General features: G+C 70.4%; 15 protein-coding genes. 10 read left to right on the top strand and 5 right to left on the bottom strand.

Annotated elements, in window-relative coordinates:
• Window positions 1–75 precede the first annotated feature (75 nt).
• A complete protein-coding gene (locus ACWD1U_RS20955) occupies window positions 76–1,224 on the top strand; it encodes a diguanylate cyclase domain-containing protein (protein ID WP_451109454.1) in 1,149 nt (382 codons plus the stop codon).
• A gap of 103 nt (window positions 1,225–1,327) precedes the next feature.
• Window positions 1,328–2,866: a histidine ammonia-lyase gene (gene hutH / locus ACWD1U_RS20950; protein WP_451109823.1), complete on the top strand. Its 1,539-nt coding sequence runs from the start codon at window positions 1,328–1,330 to the stop codon at window positions 2,864–2,866.
• Window positions 2,867–2,947: 81 nt separating this feature from the next.
• On the opposite strand, the gene ACWD1U_RS20945 is transcribed toward hutH, so the two are convergent.
• A complete protein-coding gene (locus tag ACWD1U_RS20945) occupies window positions 2,948–3,262 on the bottom strand; it encodes a hypothetical protein (protein WP_451109452.1) in 315 nt (104 codons plus the stop codon).
• Between the two features lie 109 nt (window positions 3,263–3,371).
• Here ACWD1U_RS20945 and ACWD1U_RS20940 point away from each other — a divergent pair, with 109 nt between their 5' ends.
• From ACWD1U_RS20940 to ACWD1U_RS20920, 5 genes are all read left to right on the top strand, one after another.
• On the top strand, window positions 3,372–3,704 hold the full coding sequence (locus ACWD1U_RS20940; RefSeq protein ID WP_451109450.1) for a hypothetical protein: 333 nt from the start codon (window positions 3,372–3,374) through the stop codon (window positions 3,702–3,704).
• A gap of 246 nt (window positions 3,705–3,950) precedes the next feature.
• On the top strand, window positions 3,951–5,216 hold the full coding sequence (locus ACWD1U_RS20935; protein ID WP_451109449.1) for a L,D-transpeptidase: 1,266 nt from the start codon (window positions 3,951–3,953) through the stop codon (window positions 5,214–5,216).
• A 509-nt stretch (window positions 5,217–5,725) separates the two neighbouring features.
• A complete protein-coding gene (locus tag ACWD1U_RS20930; protein ID WP_451109821.1) occupies window positions 5,726–8,980 on the top strand; it encodes a S8 family peptidase in 3,255 nt (1,084 codons plus the stop codon).
• Between the two features lie 77 nt (window positions 8,981–9,057).
• Window positions 9,058–9,405: a hypothetical protein gene (locus ACWD1U_RS20925; RefSeq protein ID WP_451109448.1), complete on the top strand. Its 348-nt coding sequence runs from the start codon at window positions 9,058–9,060 to the stop codon at window positions 9,403–9,405.
• A gap of 55 nt (window positions 9,406–9,460) precedes the next feature.
• Window positions 9,461–9,628: a hypothetical protein gene (locus ACWD1U_RS20920; RefSeq protein ID WP_451109446.1), complete on the top strand. Its 168-nt coding sequence runs from the start codon at window positions 9,461–9,463 to the stop codon at window positions 9,626–9,628.
• A 13-nt stretch (window positions 9,629–9,641) separates the two neighbouring features.
• Here ACWD1U_RS20920 and ACWD1U_RS20915 read toward each other — a convergent pair whose 3' ends face one another.
• Window positions 9,642–10,553 carry a helix-turn-helix domain-containing protein gene (locus ACWD1U_RS20915; protein ID WP_451109444.1) on the bottom strand — a complete coding sequence of 304 codons (912 nt, stop codon included), beginning with the start codon at window positions 10,551–10,553 and terminating at the stop codon, window positions 9,642–9,644.
• 176 nt (window positions 10,554–10,729) lie between these two features.
• Here ACWD1U_RS20915 and ACWD1U_RS20910 point away from each other — a divergent pair, with 176 nt between their 5' ends.
• Together ACWD1U_RS20910 and ACWD1U_RS20905 are read left to right on the top strand one after the other, a co-directional pair.
• Window positions 10,730–11,770, top strand: a complete 1,041-nt coding sequence (locus tag ACWD1U_RS20910; protein ID WP_451109443.1) for an NAD(P)-dependent alcohol dehydrogenase — start codon at window positions 10,730–10,732, stop codon at window positions 11,768–11,770.
• Between the two features lie 145 nt (window positions 11,771–11,915).
• Window positions 11,916–12,299: a VOC family protein gene (locus ACWD1U_RS20905; RefSeq protein ID WP_451109441.1), complete on the top strand. Its 384-nt coding sequence runs from the start codon at window positions 11,916–11,918 to the stop codon at window positions 12,297–12,299.
• Window positions 12,300–12,518: 219 nt separating this feature from the next.
• On the opposite strand, the gene ACWD1U_RS20900 is transcribed toward ACWD1U_RS20905, so the two are convergent.
• From ACWD1U_RS20900 to ACWD1U_RS20890, 3 genes are all read right to left on the bottom strand, one after another.
• Window positions 12,519–13,244 (bottom strand): DUF4389 domain-containing protein, encoded by a 726-nt coding sequence (locus tag ACWD1U_RS20900; protein ID WP_451109440.1) that lies wholly within the window; start codon window positions 13,242–13,244, stop codon window positions 12,519–12,521.
• Window positions 13,245–13,444: 200 nt separating this feature from the next.
• Window positions 13,445–14,548: an AI-2E family transporter gene (locus ACWD1U_RS20895; RefSeq protein WP_451109819.1), complete on the bottom strand. Its 1,104-nt coding sequence runs from the start codon at window positions 14,546–14,548 to the stop codon at window positions 13,445–13,447.
• 874 nt (window positions 14,549–15,422) lie between these two features.
• Complete coding sequence (locus tag ACWD1U_RS20890; protein ID WP_451109438.1) at window positions 15,423–16,541, bottom strand: hypothetical protein; 1,119 nt, start codon at window positions 16,539–16,541, stop codon at window positions 15,423–15,425.
• 173 nt (window positions 16,542–16,714) lie between these two features.
• Here ACWD1U_RS20890 and ACWD1U_RS20885 point away from each other — a divergent pair, with 173 nt between their 5' ends.
• A complete protein-coding gene (locus ACWD1U_RS20885) occupies window positions 16,715–17,869 on the top strand; it encodes a cystathionine gamma-synthase (protein ID WP_451109436.1) in 1,155 nt (384 codons plus the stop codon).
• The last annotated feature ends 90 nt before the right edge of the window (window positions 17,870–17,959 follow it).

The raw sequence follows: 17,959 nt of genomic DNA, 5'->3' as shown, positions 1-17,959 counted from the left end.
GGGGCACGACGCCCAACCCTCCTCTTTCGCGCCATGAACAGGTCGGTTTGGCTGAAAACTCCCTAGCCTGGAGTGATGGGTGAGGACAGACGGCTGGTGGCCGTCGTCGCGTTGGCTCAGGGGATGGCGGCCGCGCACGGGTCGCGTGAGGCGTGGCGTGCCGCGGCTGCCGGGGCGTGCCGGGCGCTGGGCGGGAGTTTCGCCGCGCTGTCGGTGTGGGAGCGGGAGCTCGGGCGGCTGAGGGTCCTGGTGAACGTCGGGGAGCTCGCCGAGGGGGAGGAGGAGTTTCCCGAGGACGAGGCCTACCCGGTGCACCAGTTCGCGGAGATCACCGAGTTCCTGCACGAGCGGTGGGCCGGTGGCGGGGAGCCGGACGCCTGGGTGGAGACCGCCGAGGGGCCCGCCACCGGGCAGCCCGGGTACTGCCACCAGCGCGTCGCCGCCCTGCGGCGCCGCGGACGCGGCTGCTGCGTGGTCGCACCCATCGTGTTGCACGGGAGGGCCTGGGGAGAGCTGTACGTCGCCCGGCCGGTCGGCGAGCCCGTCTTCGAGCGGGCCGACGCCGACTTCGCCACCGTCCTGGCCTCCGTCGTGGCCGCCGGCATCGCCCAGACCGAGCGGCTGGAGGAGGCCCGGCGGCTGGCCTTCACCGACTCCCTCACCGGACTCGCCAACCGCCGGGCCGTGGACGTACGGCTGGAGCAGGCGATCGAGCGGCACCGTCGGGAGGGGGCCGTCGTCAGTCTCGTCGTCTGCGACCTGAACGGGCTCAAGCGGGTCAACGACACGCACGGGCACGCCGCCGGAGACCGGCTCCTGGAGCGGTTCGGCTCGGTGCTGTCGCTGTGCGGGGCGATGCTGCCGGGGGCGCTCGCGGCGCGGCTCGGCGGGGACGAGTTCTGCCTGCTGGCGGTCGGACCGCCCGCCGATCAGGTCGTGAAGGCGGCTGGTGAACTGTGCCGCCGGGCGGCGGAGTTGGAGCTCGGGGACGGGGTGGCCTGCGGGGTCGCGTCCACCGAGGATCCGATCGGGCCGGTGCGCTCCGCCCGGCGGCTCTTCCGGCTCGCCGACGCGGCCCAGTACCGGGCCAAGGCGGAGCGGGCGGCCCGGCCGGTCGTGGCCGGCCGGGCCGGGCCCGACGACCCCGTGCTGCGGCTCGCGGACGAGTCGTCCAGGGAGACGGACGGGGAGCGCCGGCGGTTCCGGGGCCGGCACGCGCCCTGAGCCACCGGGACGGTCCCGAACGGTGTGACGCACCGGTAAGGGGTGCACCCGGCCCCCAGTGGTGACATCGCCGAATTCACTGCGTACGCTCCTGAATATGGATATGCATACTGTGGTGGTGGGGACGTCCGGGGTGACCGTGTCCGACGTGCTCGCCGTGGCGCGCGCCGGAGCCCGCGTCGAGCTCTCCGAGGAGGCCGTGGCCGCCCTCGCCGCGGCCCGCGAGATCGTGGACGCGCTGGCGGCCAAACCGGACCCCGTGTACGGCGTGAGCACCGGCTTCGGAGCCCTGGCGACCCGGCACATCAGCCCGGAGCTGCGCGCACAACTGCAGCGCAACATCGTCCGCTCGCACGCCGCCGGCATGGGGCCCGGGGTGGAGCGGGAAGTCGTCCGGGCCCTGATGTTCCTGCGGCTGAAGACCGTCTGCTCCGGGCACACCGGCGTGCGGCCCGAGGTCGCGCAGACCATGGCCGACCTGCTCAACGCCGGTATCACCCCGGTCGTGCACGAGTACGGCTCCCTCGGCTGCTCCGGCGACCTCGCGCCGCTGTCCCACTGCGCGCTCGCGCTCATGGGCGAGGGGGACGCCGAGGGCCCCGACGGTGTCGTACGCCCGGCCGCCGAACTGCTCGCCGCGCACGGCGTCCAGCCGGTCGAACTGCGCGAGAAGGAGGGCCTCGCCCTCCTCAACGGCACCGACGGCATGCTCGGCATGCTGATCATGGCCCTGGCCGATCTGGAGACGCTCTACCGGTCCGCCGACGTCACGGCCGCCCTGTCGCTGGAGGCCCTGCTCGGCACCGACAAGGTCCTCGCGCCCGAGCTGCACGCCATCCGGCCGCACCCGGGCCAGGCCGCCAGCGCCGCCAACATGCTGGCCGTACTGAAGGGCTCGGGTCTGACCGGGCACCACCAGGACGACGCCCCGCGGGTCCAGGACGCCTACTCGGTGCGCTGCGCCCCGCAGGTCGCCGGGGCGGGGCGGGACACCATGGCCCACGCCCGGCTGGTCGCCGACCGCGAGCTGGCCTCAGCGGTGGACAACCCGGTCGTGCTGCCCGACGGCCGCGTGGAGTCCAACGGCAACTTCCACGGGGCACCGGTCGCCTACGTCCTGGACTTCCTCGCCGTCGCCGCCGCCGACCTCGGCTCCATCGCGGAGCGGCGCACCGACCGGCTGCTCGACAAGAACCGCAGCCACGGGCTGCCGCCGTTCCTCGCCGACGACGCCGGTGTGGACTCGGGCCTGATGATCGCTCAGTACACGCAGGCCGCGCTGGTGAGCGAGCTGAAGCGGCTCGCCGTGCCGGCGTCCGCCGACTCGATCCCGTCCTCCGCCATGCAGGAGGACCACGTCTCGATGGGCTGGTCGGCGGCGCGCAAGCTGCGCACGGCCGTCGACAACCTCACCCGCGTCCTCGCCATCGAGCTCTACGCCGCCACGCGCGCCGTCGAGCTGCGCGCTGGGCTGACCCCGGCGCCCGCGACGCAGGCGGTCATCGACGCCGTACGGGGGGCGGGAGTTCAGGGTCCCGGGCCGGACCGGTTCCTGGCGCCGGACCTGGCCGCGGCGGACGCGTTCGTGCGGGACGGGCGACTGTTGGCCGCGGTGGAGTCGGTCACCGGGCCGCTTCAGTAGACAGGTCCGAGAAACCTGGCGGACCGGTCCGCCAGGACGGGAGGGGGCTCCGCCGTCGGGCTGAGCCCCTCTCAAGTGCGGTCAGAGACCGAGCCGTTCCCGGCGGACCGAGTACACGACGAACCCGGCGCCCAGCGTGAGGCAGAAGGTCCCGCCGATCACGTACGGCGTGCTGTCGAAGCTGCCCGTGTCGGCGAGGCGGGTGCCCGGAACGGAGGCGTCCACGGCCGTGGCGGCGATCCGCGCCTGCTCCGTGACCTGCGGCGACGGACTCGTCGAGACCGCGTCTCTCACCGGGGAGTCCGACGTCGCGTTGGCGGACGGGACGAACCACAGGGCGCCCAGCAGGGAGGCCGCGGCGGTGGCGGTCAGCAACGGACGGCGAGCGGATGACACGGAATATCGATCCCCTTGTGACGTCGGCGAATTGGCCGTGTGGGGCGATGTTAGTGAAAGTCGCGGGTCACGGGAAAGTCACGGGAGGACCTCGTCGTACGCTCGCGCCATGAGCACTCCTGAGACATCACGTTTTGTACGGCTTCGGGTGGAACTCGTCCTCGAGGTCGACGACGCCGACGCGATCACCAAGTCCGCCATGCGCCGGATCGCCGACGACGCCGCCATGCCGGCGGCGGAGCGGGCCCACGCCGAGGGCGCTGTGACGGAAGACACCGCGGAGGCCCTCGCGTATCTCGTAGACCCGTTCGACCTGGTCAGCGAGGTGCCCGGGGTGGAGCTCCAGCAGGCCTCCTGGAGCGCCGAGCGGATCGACTACGACCCCGATTCGCCGGAGTGGGACCTCGACGAGGATGATGTCGAGGACGACAACGACGGCTGACCGCCCGGGAAGAGATGACCCCGGGTCGGCAACCGCCGCCCGGGGTCTTCACGTCTCAAGCGGCGCACCGATCGCACCGGTCTCGCCGGCACCGTCCGTCACGGACGTGGTGATCCCCACACCTGCGCCACCTGGGGAACCGGGAGAACCGGTCGTAGCGTGGAAGGTTCTTGGGGGACTCACGGGTCCTGACGGGGGCACTTGGTTGGCGACGGGGGCAACGGGGTTTTGGGGAAATCGGCAACGATGGAGAAGCGTGTGATGACGGTCAGTAAGCGGCGCAAGGGCCTGACGGTCGCGTCCGCACTGCTCGGCGGAGTGCTGATGCTCTCGGCCTGTTCCGGCGGTGGTGGCAGCGCCTCCGGGGGTGACGGCGGCGACACTTCCCAGTCGAAGGTCGACGAGGCCGCGGCGAAGAAGGCGTCCGAGGCCCAGATCAAGATCACACCCGAGGACGGCTCCGACAACGCCTCCATCAACAACTCCGCCGCCGTCACCGTGAGTAAGGGCACCCTCACGAGCGTCAAGATGACGACGTCCGACGGCACGGAGGTCAGCGGCCAGATATCCGCCGACAAGACCAGTTGGAAGCCCAGCACGCAGCTGGAGCGCTCCACCACCTACAAGCTGGCGGCGGAGGCGAAGGACTCCGAGGGCCGCGTCGCCCACGAGAACGCCTCGTTCACCACGGTCTCCCCGGCCAACAGCTTCATCGGCACCTACACCCCGGACGACGGCACCACCGTGGGCGTCGGCATGCCGGTCTCGATCAACTTCGACAAGGCGATCACCAACAAGGCCGCCGTCCAGAAGGGCATCAAGGTCAGCACGACCAGCGGCCAGGAGGTCGCCTGCCACTGGTTCAACGCCAACCGCATGGACTGCCGCCCCGAGGACTACTGGAAGGAAGGCTCCACCGTCACGCTGAAGCTCGCCCTCGACGGTGTCCAGGGTGCCGAGGGCGTCTACGGCGTCCAGCAGAAGACGGTCACCTTCAAGATCGGCCGCAACCAGGTCTCGTACGTCGACGCGAAGACCAAGCAGATGAAGATCACGCAGGACGGCAAGGTCGTCCGCACGATCCCGATCTCCGCCGGCTCGCCGGAGAACAAGACCTACGAGGGCATCATGGTGATGTCCGAGAAGTTCAAGGAGACGCGCATGAACGGCGCGACCGTGGGCTTCACGGACGACGACGGCAAGGGTGAGTACGACATCAAGGACGTGCCGCACGCCATCCGCCTCTCCAGCTCCGGCACGTTCATCCACGGCAACTACTGGGGCGCGAAGTCCATCTTCGGCAGTGTGAACACCAGCCACGGCTGCGTCGGCCTCCAGGACGCCAAGGGCGCGAACGACCCCAGCACGCCGGGCGCGTGGTTCTACAACAACTCGATGATCGGTGACGTGGTGGTCGTCGAGAACACCGGCGACAAGACCATCGCGCCGGACAACGGACTCAACGGCTGGAACATGAGCTGGGCCGACTGGAAGGCCGGTTCGGAGCTCTGACACCGCGGTAGCTTTCGCTTCAGGAAAGGCCGCCGCCCGCCCCGGAACAGGGGACGGGCGGCGGCTTTCGTCTTCCCCCCGGCGGCTCTTCACTCGTGACGAGATCACCGGGCGGGTCTTCTTGAGGCGCTCCAGCAGATGAGGCCGCAGGCCGGGGAGACGAGGGCGTCGTGCGGGTCGAGGCGTCGCTCCCCGCGGACGGCCAGGCGCTTGGAGCGGTGAAAGAGCGGGCGAAGAACGCAACTGTCGGCTTCTGTAACGGAGTTCCGACAGCCGTGTAACAGTCGTCCGACGGATCTCTCACCTTCTTCTCATCTATTGAGCACCTGATCACCCCTCGGCATACTGCCTCTTCCGGGGGGTGTACGGGCACGCATTCGAGAGCACCCCCGGCCGGGTGAACGGGGAATTCACCCGGTTCTTCTCAAGGGGGAAACTTGCACAGACAAGTCAAAAGGGCGTACGCGGCCACGGTCGCCACAGCGGCAGCCGTGGCTTTGGCGGCGGGCATGACCGGCCCGGCGTCGGCGAACGGCGAGCAGGCGGCCGCGGCCGCCAAGCCGGCCTCCCTGACCGCCAAGCACCGCATCACACTGATCACCGGCGACCGGGTCGTCCTCGACGCGAAGGGCCGTGTCATCGGCCTGGAGCGGGCCAAGGGCCGTGAGGACGTACCGGTCCAGATCCGCAAGCTCGACGGCCACACCCTCGTGATCCCGGCCGACGCGGCCCGTCTGGTCGCCACCGGCAAGCTCGACCAGCGGCTCTTCGACGTCACCGAGCTCAACAAGTCCGCGACCCGCAAGGCCCAGAAGAAGGGCCTGAAGGTCATCGTCGGCTACCGGGGCGGCGCCGCGGCCACCAAGGCCGACGTCCGCGACGCGGGCATCCTGCGCCACTCGCTGAAGTCCCTGAACGCGGACGCGGTGCAGACCCCGCGGGAGGACACGCCCGAACTCTGGGACGCGGTCACCAACGGCGACAAGACCGCCTCCGGCATCGCGCACGTCTGGCTCGACGGCATCCGCAAGGCCAGCCTCGACAAGTCCGTCCCGCAGATCGGCGCGCCCAAGGCCTGGTCCGCCGGATACGACGGCAAGGGCGTCAAGATCGCCGTCCTGGACACCGGTGTCGACGCCACCCATGACGACCTCAAGGGCCAGGTGATCGGCGCCAAGAACTTCAGCACCTCGCCCGACGCCTCCGACAAGGTCGGCCACGGCACTCACGTCGCCTCCATCGCGGCCGGCACCGGCAAGAAGTCCGGCGGCAAGTACAAGGGCGTGGCGCCCGGCGCCAAGATCCTCAACGGCAAGGTCCTCGACGACGGCGGATTCGGCAGCGACTCCGAGATCCTCGCAGGCATGGAGTGGGCCGTCGCCGAGGGCGCCGACGTCGTCAACATGAGCCTGGGCGGCGGCGACACGCCCGCGATCGACCCGCTGGAAGCGGCGGTGAACAAGCTCTCCGAGGAGAAGGGCGTCCTGTTCGCCATCGCGGCCGGCAACGAGGGCCACTTCGGCGAGCAGACCGTCGGTTCCCCGGGCAGCGCCGCCGCGGCCCTGACCGTCGGCGCGGTCGACGACAAGGACGCGCTGGCCGACTTCTCCAGCCGCGGACCCGGCACGGACGGCGCGCTCAAGCCCGACGTGACCGCGCCCGGCGTGGACATCACCGCGGCCTCCGCCGCGGGCAACCTGATAGCCGACGAGGTCGGCGAGAAGCCGGCCGGCTACATGACGATCTCCGGTACGTCGATGGCGACCCCACATGTCGCGGGCGCGGCGGCGATCCTCAAGCAGCAGCACCCCGAGTGGAAGTACGCGGAGCTGAAGGGCGCCCTGACCGGCTCCACCAAGGGCGGCAAGTACACGCCGTACCAGCAGGGTTCGGGCCGGATCCAGGTCGACAAGGCCATCGAGCAGTCCGTGATCGCCGAGCCGGTGTCGGTGAGCTTCGGCGTGCAGCAGTGGCCGCACGCCGACGACAAGCCGGTCACCAAGGAACTGACGTACCGCAACCTCGGTACGAAGGACGTCACGCTGAAGCTGACGTCGACCGCCACCAACCCCAAGGGCCAGGCCGCCCCGGCCGGCTTCTTCAAGCTCGGCGCCACCTCGGTGACGGTCCCGGCGGGCGGCAAGGCGTCCGTCCCGTTCACCGTCAACACCAAGCTGGGCGGCACGGTCGACGGCGCGTACTCGTCGTACGTGACGGCGACGGGCGGCGGCCAGACCGTCCGCACGGCCGCCGCCGTGCAGCGCGAGGTCGAGTCGTACGACGTCACGCTGAAGTTCCTCGACCGTGCCGGCAAGCCGACGAAGAACTACAGCGCCAACCTGAGCGGGATCGCGGGCCTGGGCAAGGGCAGGGACGCGATGCCGTACGACGAGGACGGCACCGTCACCGCCCGTGTCCCCAAGGGCACCTACATCCTCGACACGAACGTCTTCGTCGGCGACGACCCGGAGAAGTTCGAGGGCGTCGACTGGCTCGCGCAGCCCAAGCTGAACGTCACCAAGAACACGACGGTCACGCTGGACGCCCGCAAGGCCAAGCCGGTGGACATCACCGTCCCCGCCGAAGGCGTCAAGTCGGAGTTCGCCTCGCCCGGCTACACGGTGGAGGCCGGTAACAGCGGCTGGAGCTTCGGCTGGTGGCTGGACTCGTACGCCGACATCCGCACCGCCCACGTCGGCCCGCAGATCACCGACGGCTCGCTGACCCAGCAGTGGGACGGCCACTGGACCAAGGGTGACAAGGAGCAGTACGACGTCGTCGCCGGCGGTCCGGTCAAGCAGCTCGCCACGGGCTACACCAAGCACTACAAGGCGAGCGAGCTGGCCACGGTGAAGGCCGGTCTCGGTGCCGCGGCGAGCGGCAAGAAGGGCGTGATCGAAGCGGTGGGCTGGATGCCGTGGAGCAACAGCGCCTCCGCGATCGGCATCCGGCAGACCCTGCCCGGCACCCGGACGCTGCACCTGTCCGCCCAGGGCGGAGTGCAGTGGGACCTCCACTTCACCCAGGACGGTGATGTCGACGCGGACGGTTTCCCGGTCGACGAGGCCGCCTACACGCTGGCCACGCAGAAGTACGCGGCCGGCAAGAGCTACTCGAGGACTGTCAACACGGCCGTCTTCGGACCGCGTATCGGCGCCGGCTTCGGCGTCTTCCGTGAGGGGAACGAGATCTTCGGCTCCCTGCCGCTGTTCGCCGACGGCAAGGGCACGCCGGGCTACTCGAAGTTCTCCTCGGTCAACACGACCCTCTACCGCAACGGCACCAAGGTCGGCAGCAACGAGGACCCGCTGTTCGGTGAGAAGCAGTTCAAGGTGCCGGCCGGCGACGCCGAGTACAAGCTGACGACGTCGGTCAAGCGCAGCGTCAAGGTCGCGGCGGCCTCCACCCGCATCGACGCCAGCTGGACGTTCCGCTCCAAGCAGACCACCGGCATCAAGGAGCTGCCCGCCTCCACCGCCCGCTTCAACGCGGCCACGGGCCTGGACAGCAAGGTCCCGGCCGGCAAGACGGTCAGCATCCCGGTCACCGTCGAGGGCGCGGCCAAGGGCAGCAACCTGAAGTCGCTGACGGTGTACGTGTCCTACGACTACGGCAAGACCTGGAAGAAGCTCACCGTCACGCAGGGCAAGATCACCGTCAAGAACCCGGCGCAGGGGAAGGCCATCTCCTTCCACGCCAAGATCGCCGACAAGAAGGGCAACAAGTCGACGGTCTCGATCTACAACGCGTACTACGGCAAGTAGGCCGTAAGCACGTCGTTCGAGCGGCCCGTCGGAAGCCTCGGCTTCCGGCGGGCCCGCCGCGTCAGAAGGGTCCTCGCATGACCGCCGCAGTCACCGCCATGATCACTGCCGTCGTGGGTGTCCTCGGCACGCTCTTCGCACCGGTGCTCAGCCAGCGGCTGACGGCACGGCAGCGGGACGAGGAGACCTGGGCCGCCGAGGAGCGACGGCGGTTCGAGGAGCGCAGAGACGCGTGCACGGCGATGAACAGGTCCTCACGCCAGTTCCACACGCTCCTGAAGGACGCCCTGCACCGCCTGCGCGACGGGGTCTACGGCGACGCCGAACGAGACCAGCTGGAAGAGACGCGGCGCGACCACCGTGACCGGTACGCGGAGGCTCAGATGATCGTGCCCGAGCGCACTTCAGGGGTCCTTGCACTATGAGCGTCCGCGACCCGGGCGGGCATAGTGCAAGGACCCCTTAAAGGCCTCACGGTCCGTGAACGAGGTCATCGCGGGCATCGACGCGGCGGTGAAACGGCTCGATCGCGGCGTGGCCCGGGACGGCGAGAGCGCCGAGAGCGCCCTCCTCGGGCTGAAGGAGGCGGAGCCGCGGCTGTTCGCCATGCGCAGGCTGATGCGGGAGGATCTCGGCGTCGCCGAGTGAGGCGGAGGCGCGCTCACTCCGACCCCGTCGCAGCCCTGGTGCCCGAGCGGGTCGCGTCCGCCCCCCAGCTCGCCAGCAGACGCAGGGCCTCAGCCGACGGGGTATCCGGCTCCGCGTGGTACGTGATCAGGGACTGTTCGTCGTCGACCAGGCGGAACGTCTCGAAGGAGAGGGTCAGGTCGCCGACCAGGGGGTGGCGCAGGCGCTTGACGCCGTAGCTCTTCTCCTTGACGTCGTGGGCGGCCCAGAGACGGCGGAACTCCTCGCTCTTCACCGAGAGTTCGCCGACCAGGGCCGACAGCCGCGGGTCGTCCGGATGGCAGCCCGCGTCCATGCGCAGGATGCCGACCATGTCCTGGGCCTTCTGGTCCCACTCGACGAACAGGTCGCGGTAGTCGGGTCTGAGGAACACCAGCCGCGCCCAGTTCCGCTCCGACGCCGGCAGCTCCGCCCAGTCGCCGAAGAGGGCGGCGGCCATCCGGTTCCAGGCCAGGATGTCCGAACGGCGCCCGACGACGAACGCCGGGACGCTGTCGATCGAGTCCAGCAGATGCCGCAACGCCGGCCGCACCTGCCGGCTGCGCTCCATCGGCTTCTTCTTGTGCTGCTTCGGCTTCGCCAGGTGCATCAGGTGCGCTTGCTCGGCGTCGCTCAGCCGCAGGGCGCGCGCGATGGCGTCCAGCACCTCCGCCGAGACGTTGTGCCCGTTGCCCTGCTCCAGCCGCGTGTAGTACGCCACGGACACTCCGGCCAGCTGTGCCAACTCCTCACGGCGCAGTCCCGGCACCCGCCGCCGCCCGAAGTCGGGCAGTCCCACGTCCTCCGGCTTCAGCCGGGCACGCCGGGTGCGCAGGAACTCACTGAGCTCGGCACGCCGGTCCAGGCCCCCGCCGGCTGTCCGAGTGGGTTCGGGCTGTTCGTCCATGCCGTCCAGTATCCCCGGTCGTACGTCCATGAGCCTGACCCCGCCAGTGGTACGCACCGTGTGCGTACGCAAAACCGTGGTCTGGGTAGAGGCGCGTGGACCGGGCACGCTGGTGGTGTGCCCGGGCAAGATCAGAAGGCAGCCGGGCACATCACGTCGCTAGGAGAACCCCCGGCATGACCACTGTCGCCGCTTACGCCGCTCCCGCCCCCAAGGCTCCGCTGGAGCGCACCACCATCGAACGCCGCCCGGTCGGCGAGTACGACGTCCTGATCGACATCAAGTTCGCCGGCATCTGCCACTCCGACATCCACCAGGCCCGCGAGGGCTGGGGCGAGGCGATCTTCCCGATGGTCCCCGGCCACGAGATCGCCGGTGTCGTCTCCGAGGTCGGATCGGGCGTCACCGAGTTCGCCGTCGGCGACCGCGTGGGCGTCGGCTGCATGGTCGACTCCTGCCGCGAGTGCGAGAACTGCAAGGCCGGCCGTGAGCAGTACTGCGTCAAGGGCAACGTCCCGACGTACAACGGCATCGGCAAGGACGGCGAGCCCACCTACGGCGGCTACTCCGAGAAGGTCGTCGTCGACGAGAACTACGTCCTCCGTATCCCCGACGAGCTCGCCCTGGACGAGGCCGCGCCCCTCCTCTGCGCCGGCACCACCCTGTACTCCCCGCTGAAGCGCTTCGGCGCCGGCCCCGGCAAGAAGGTCGCGATCGTCGGCCTGGGCGGCCTCGGCCACATGGGCGTGAAGATCGCGCACGCGCTCGGCGCCGAGGTGACCGTGCTGTCGCAGTCGCTGCGCAAGCGGGAGGACGGTTTGAAGCTCGGCGCCGACCACTACTACGCCACCAGCGACCCGAAGACCTTCGAGGAACTGGCCGGCACGTTCGACCTGATCGTGTCCACGGTGTCGGCCCCGCTGGACTTCGGCGCCTACCTCTCGCTGCTGAGCACCGAGGGCACGCTGGCGAACGTCGGCGCCCCCGAGGAGCCCGTCTCCCTCAACCTCTTCTCGGTGATCGGCGGCGGCAAGTCCCTCGCCGGGTCCATGATCGGCGGCATCGCGGAGACCCAGGAGATGCTGGACTTCTGCGCCGAGCACGGCCTCGGCGCCGAGATCGAGCTGATCCGCGGCGAGCAGATCAACGACGCCTACGAGCGGGTGCTCGCCAGTGACGTGCGGTACCGCTTCGTGATCGACACGGCGACCATCTGAGACCGGACGGTTTCGCATCTGCTCACGGAGGGCCCCGGCCGCGCGCCGGAGCCCTCCGGGCATTTCGTGGTGCACGAGGGGTCGCATGCGGGGTACACAAGGGGGAGTGCATCAGGAGGGCGCCGTTCGTCAGGGGAGGCCCACCATGACCGTGCAGCTGAACCACACCATCGTCGCCTCGCACGACAAGCGCGCCTCGGCCCGGTTCCTCGCCGACATCCTGGGACTCGAGGTCAGCCCGCCCTACGGTCCGTTCCTCCCGGTCGAGATATCCAACGACGTGACGCTCGACTTCATGGACAGTCCCGGCGCCATCACACCGCAGCACTACGCCTTCCTCGTCTCGGAGGAGGAGTTCGACGAGATCTTCGGCCGCATCCGGGAGGCCGGCCTGACGTACTGGGCGGATCCGTTCCACAGCCGTCCCGGCGAGATCAACCACCACGACGGCGGACGGGGCGTGTACTTCGACGACCCGGACGGCCACCGCCTGGAGATCATCACGAGGCCGTACGGCACCGGCGGCTGAATCCTGGCATCCCACTCGATGGTTGTAGAGCAGCAGCAGCTGCCGTCCGGCCGCCGGTGCGGGCTCCGCGGCGTGCGCCGTGCCCTGGACCGTCCCCGCGAGGGCCAGGGCGACGACCGAGATCACCCGTAACGCTCGTCCGAGAAACCATGCGAGGGAGCGTGGGGCGGGAGGAATCGCTTCCGCTCAGGTCTTCGCGGGTTCCGGCACGCCTTGGACTCAGGCCTTGCTCAGCGGGGACGTCGGCGGGGACGTCGGCGGGGACGGCGGTGGGGTCGCCGGTGGCGAGGCCGGTGGGGCCTCCTGCCCGCCCATGTCGAGCCGGAACGGCGGGTACTGGTCGGTCATCAGCGCGGCGTAGGCCGTCACCCGTGCCGCCCAGCGGGCGAGGCCGATCAGGAGGTCGAAGAGGTGCCGTGGGTATCGGGCGGTGAACAGCAGGACGACCACGGCGACCAGGGTGAGATAGGGCAGCAGCCCGCCGCCCCGCCAGTCGTCTCCTCCGCCCCCGCCCCAACCGCCACCGGCGATGATCGCGACGGCGATGTACTGCGGGATCGCCAGCAGCCACCACTTCACCAGGACCAGTCCGCGCGACAGCCGCTCCGGATAGGCGACGTCGAATCGGGCCGGGTAGTCGGGCACGTCGGCGAGGGTGAAGGGCGGGTACCGGTCGGTGCCGAGCGCGGTGTGGGCGTAGTAGCTCACCCGCCAGTTCCAGCGCAGCACGCCGACGTTGAAGCCGAAGAGGGACCGTGGATACCGGCCGGTGAACAGAATGGCGAAGAAGGCGATCAAGGTCACGACGACGAAGGCGACCCAGAGGAACACCAGCACGATGTAGTGCGGGATGGCGAGCAGCCATTTCACCAGCCACATCCACCGGGACAGCCGGGCGTCGAGGGACGCCTCGAGGCGCACGGGCGACACGGTGACGGGGACCATGGGGTGAACTCCTTTCGCACACCCCCCGGCCGCGCGTTCAGGCTCACACGCCGAGTGGAGCTCCGCGACCTCGGCGCGTCCGTTGGCGCGGGGCCGGCCGCCCGCCGCGCGCACGGTGCGGGGGTGGCGGCCTGCCGGGCGCACCCCGTGGTGTCGGCGGCCTGCTGGGTGCACGGCGGTGTGCCCGACGGCGGCGGCTGCTACGACGGGGCGGGGCCGGTGGTGTCGGAGTCGCCTGGGTCCGGTCCGCCCACCGGCTCGACGAGTTGCTCGCGGACGTAGTTCCACACCACCGCGATCAGCGCGGCGGCGGGCACGGCGAGCAGGCTGCCGACGATGCCGGCGAGGCTGCCGCCCAGCGTCACCGCCAGCAGCACTGCTGCCGCGTGCAGACCGAGTCCCCGGCTCTGGATCATGGGCTGGAAGACGTTGCCCTCGAGCTGCTGCACCACGACGATGATGGCCAGCACGATCAGCGCGTCCGCCAGTCCGTTGTAGACCAGCGCGATGAGGACCGCTACGAAACCGGCGAACAGCGCGCCGATGATCGGCACGAACGCGGAGACGAAGGTCAGCACGGCCAAGGGCAGCACCAGCGGCACGCCCAGGATCCACAGGCCCAGGCCGATCAGGACGGCGTCGAGCAGGCCGACGGCCGCCTGGGAGCGCACGAAGGCACCGAGGGTGGCCCAACCGCGCGCGAAGACGGTCGGGACGTCGGTGGCGAGCCGCCCGGGCAGCTGACGGCCGAGCCACGGCAGGAACCGCGGCCCGTCCTTGAGGAAGAAGAACATCAAGAACAGCGCCAGCACCGCGGTGACGACGCCGTTCACGACGGTGCTCACGCCCGTGACGACAGCTCCCACCATGCTGCCGAGACCCTCCTGGGCGCGGGCGACGGCACTGTCGAAGGCCTTGTTGATCTGCGCGTCGCCGATGTTCAGAGGCGGCCCGGCGGCCCACTCCCGCAGCCGCTGGATCCCCTCCACCACACCGTCGGTCAGCTCCCCGGACTGCGACGCCACCGGCACGGCGATCAACGCCACGACCCCCGCGGCGACCAGCAGGAACAACACGGTCACCACGGACGCGGCGAGCGCGGGCGGCCACCCGCGCCGACGCAGGAACCGGGCCGCGGGCCAGGTGAGCGTGGTCAGCAACAACCCGACGACGAGCGGCCACACGACGGCCCACATCCGGCCCAGCAGCCACAGAGCCACGGCGGACGCGGCGAACACCAGCAGCAACTCGGCGGAAACCCGCGCCGATATACGCAACGCGGCACGGGACTTGTCGGAACTCAGGGACGCGGTCACGGAGGCACCCTATTAGGTGCCCGCCCCACCGCGGGCCCTCGCACCGCCACCGGTCCTCAGCGGTCGGCCTGTGCCGCACCGTCGGGCAGGACGCGCCCGTCCCGCCGAGCCTGTTGTGGCATGTGATCGTGCTCTGTCAGTGCTCGGGCGCAAGTTGCCCAGTGCCCCGCCGGCATGCTCGTTCCTGGAGGATTCACACCGTGCCCCGAAAGCTTGCCCCGCCACCCTTCGACATGGCGGAGCTGATACCGGAGTTTGCAAGCTTCGCCAGGGAGACGATCCTGCTGTATCCGAGGAGTGGGGAGCTCGGCCTCCGTCACAGCTCCATGGGCGGTCCCTTGCACTGGCCGGTTGACGAACCATGGCCGTACTGTGCGCAGGCCGGGCATTGGGCCTACGGCACAGGCAGTGCCTCCTGGGAGCAGTCAAAGCCTGGTGCGGTGCCCATGGTGCCGGTGATCCAGCTCTTCGCCCGTGACGTTCCCTGGTTGGAATTTCCTCAGGGAAAGGATGTGGTGCAGTTGCTCTGGTGCGCCCTCATCCATGAGGAGGATCGAGCCGGAGCGGTACTGCCGAACCTGTACTGGCGCAACGAGGCCGAGACGGTTGCAGCGGGGTTGCTGCATGACGTCCCCGCGCCTGGCGAGGGTGAGTACGAAGACGACCTCGTGCCTCGCCCTGCACGGTCTGTCCCACTCCTCCGCCCCCACCGCTGTCCTGAGCCGCCGAGCCGACTGCTCCGTATCCCGGAAGGCGCCATGTCTCCGCACTGGCAGACCTACTGTTCCGCAAGTCTCCGGTGCGGGCGCGACTCGGACCCGCCTCGGCGCCCGCGGACCCGCCTCCGTGCCGCGGACCCGTCTCAGTGCGGCAGGCTCGCCGGGCTGCCGCCGTTCGCCTCGTAGCCCGCCACCGCCAGCGCCCGGTACACCGCGAACTCCGCCGCCGGGTCGGCGGACAGCGTCCAGGGCAGGGCGCCCACATGACCGTCGATGTGCACCAGCTGGTTCATGGCCTCCGACCAGCGCTCGCTGCGGACCAGGAAGAACACCAGCATGTGCCGCACATGCGCCAGCATCGGGTCGTCGGGGCGGGCCGAGTGCACCGCGTGCAGCGCACCGTGGACCGCCTTCGTGACGACCTCGCTCTGCCAGAAGCTGCTGACCAGGGTCACCTCGGGAAGGTGCTCGAAGACCGCGAAGAGGGGCATGGCCGCCAGGAGGGAGCCCTGCGGGGCCCTGGCCGCCGCGGCCTCCGCGAACGAGTACGCCTCTGTCCGCGAGCCGTGCCACTTCTCGCACCAGTAGTGCAGCGCGGCCAGATGCGCCCCCATGTGGACCGGGGCGCGGTCCAGGATCTTCAGCCACAGCTGCTCGAAGTCCTTCTGGGAGTAGCCCAGACCACGGGCCACCGACAACTCGACGATGTACGGGATCGGATCGCCGGGGGCCAGCAGCGCCGCGTCGCCGCACGCCGCCTTCGCCTCCTCCATGATGATCCGGAACTCGTCCGTCCCGGGCGTCGCCGTCCGCCACGCCTGCTGCACCAGGAACTCGGCGTGCACCGCCGCGCCGCCCGCGTCCTTGGGCGCCTCGGCCCGCCACACCCGCAGCCACTGCCCGCCCGGAGCCTCGCTCACCCCGCCGGGCAGCTGCGCGAGCTCCAGCGAGGCCGCGCCCGCGAAGGCCTGCACGCGCTGCCAGCGCCGCTCGCCCTCCGTCTCCGTGCCCGCGAGGAGCTGCTGGGCCGCGCGGTAGTCCTGCGTGCGCTGCACCACGTCCAGGACGTCCAGCAGGTCCGTGTCGGGGCCGGGCATGCGGATGTCGAGCTCCTCCTCGCGGACGAAGCCGTAGTTCGCCGGGTCCGCCGCGTCCGGGTGGCCCGGTGAGACCAGCCCGACCGCACCGCGCCCGCGCCGCAGGAAGGGGAGCAGCACGAAGCCCAGCATGACCAGTGCGATCAGGACCCAGAGAATCTCCATGCAACAAGCGAACCAGACCACGCCGACAATTGGCCAACCTGCTCCCCGAACCTGTGGAAAACCCGGCCGCGCGGCCCCCTCAACCCTGTGGAAACCCGCCGGAAGCCCGGTCCGTGGCCCGCGTCGTCCCGTCCCCCGGCACTCTTCGCTTCGGCGCACTACCCTCGGTGCCCATGAGCGACAGGCACATCAGTGAGCACTTCGAGACGCGCGCGATCCACGCGGGCAACACCGCCGACCCCCTGACGGGCGCGGTCGTCCCGCCGATCTACCAGGTCTCCACCTACAAGCAGGACGGCGTCGGCGGCCTGCGCGGCGGCTACGAGTACAGTCGCAGCGCCAATCCGACCAGGACCGCGCTGGAGGAGAACCTCGCCGCCCTGGAGGGCGGCCGCCGCGGTCTCGCGTTCGCGTCCGGACTGGCGGCCGAGGACTGCCTGCTGCGTGCGCTGCTCAGCCCCGGCGACCACGTGGTCATCCCCAACGACGCCTACGGCGGCACGTTCCGCCTGTTCGCCAAGGTCGTCGCCCGCTGGGGCGTGGAGTGGTCGGTCGCCGACACGAGCGACCCGGCCGCCGTACGGGCCGCCCTCACCCCGAAGACCAAGGTCGTCTGGGTGGAGACCCCCTCCAACCCGCTCCTCGGCATCACCGACATCGCCGCCGTGGCCCAGGTCGCCCGGGACGCGGGCGCCCGCCTCGTCGTCGACAACACCTTCGCCACGCCCTACCTCCAGCAGCCGCTGTCCCTGGGCGCGGACGTCGTCGTGCACTCGCTGACCAAGTACATGGGCGGCCACTCCGACGTCGTCGGCGGCGCCCTGATCACCGGCGACGCCGACCTGGGCGAGGAGCTGGCCTTCCACCAGAACGCGATGGGCGCGGTCGCCGGGCCCTTCGACTCCTGGCTGGTGCTGCGCGGCACCAAGACGCTCGCCGTGCGCATGGACCGGCACAGCGAGAACGCCGCCAAGGTCGCCGACATGCTCACGCGGCACGCGCGCGTGACGAGCGTGCTCTACCCGGGCCTGCCCGAGCACCCCGGCCACGAGGTCGCCGCCAAGCAGATGAAGTCGTTCGGAGGCATGGTCTCCTTCCGGGTCGAGGGCGGCGAGGGGGCGGCCGTCGAGGTCTGCAACCGCGCGAAGGTGTTCACGCTCGGCGAGTCCCTGGGCGGCGTCGAGTCGCTGATCGAGCACCCCGGCCGCATGACGCACGCCTCCGCGGCCGGCTCGGCCCTCGAGGTCCCCGCCGACCTGGTGCGGCTGTCCGTCGGCATCGAGAACGCCGACGACCTGCTGGAGGACCTGCAGCAGGCGCTCGGCTAGACCCGTATTTCGCGGGTCGCTGATTCGTATGGTGTGACCGGCCCGGGGGTGTCCCGGGCCGGGGTGGCGGCGTTAGGCCGGGTGTGTCGA

It is taken from the genome of Streptomyces sp. NPDC002788 (assembly GCF_053592115.1).
Note: the sequence above shows the minus strand (reverse complement) of the source record. Positions and strands in the feature narration are given on the sequence as shown.